The sequence below is a fragment of the Klebsiella sp. 1SOBk10mer genome (genome assembly GCF_046602535.1).
Taxonomy (GTDB): domain Bacteria; phylum Pseudomonadota; class Gammaproteobacteria; order Enterobacterales; family Enterobacteriaceae; genus Klebsiella; species Klebsiella quasipneumoniae.
The window spans coordinates 1-632 of sequence record NZ_JBKIUP010000063.1; the positions used below are offsets into that span (position 1 = coordinate 1).

Genomic DNA, 632 nt, shown 5'->3' on the forward strand with positions numbered 1-632 from the left:
TTCTCTTGGTTTTAATTCCCTGGGTAAATCGCCCTTCTCTTCATAAATCCGAACCCAACGGCCCAGCTGTTTTGTGGAAGGATATCCCAGCTCCATGACGACAACGGAGGCATTCTTTCCGTACCGGTAATAGAGTTCGACGGCCCGAATCCGGTCCTCGTATGAATGCATAAATTAACTCCTGAAGGTCCAGGAATTTGTCCACATGAAGTGGTCAACAAAAACTGGCCACCGCGTTAGAGTTTTTCCAGTATCGGTTTTCTGATTCGTTTGGCGGTAACCCACCATTATATTCGTGCGGTCTTAGTGCGCTGTAATATCCAACTATATAGTCCGTTATTGCGTTAGCTGCATCGCTGAAGCTTACATAGCCCGTCGCCGGCACCCATTCGTTCTTCAGACTCCTGAAGAAGCGCTCCATTGGGCTGTTATCCCAGCAGTTTCCACGCCGACTCATACTCTGCCTGATCCGGTATCGCCACAGTAACTGCCGGAACTGCCTGCTCGTATAATGGCTGCCTTGGACGCCCTTCTAAGAGTCAAGCTGTTATCGGGATACTGTTGATCCGCCTGTTTTGATTGCGCAGTAACGTGTAAACTTCGCGGGAGATATATCGCTTTAGACAGCGTAT

Annotated in this window: 2 pseudogenes; both read right to left on the reverse strand. The window is 49.1% G+C overall.

Annotated elements, in window-relative coordinates:
• Window positions 1–171 (reverse strand): annotated as a pseudogene (locus tag ACLH1I_RS26615) (IS3 family transposase); the annotation flags it as partial.
• A gap of 43 nt (window positions 172–214) precedes the next feature.
• A pseudogene (locus ACLH1I_RS26620) lies at window positions 215–523 on the reverse strand (integrase core domain-containing protein); the annotation flags it as partial.
• Between the last annotated feature and the right edge of the window lie 109 nt (window positions 524–632).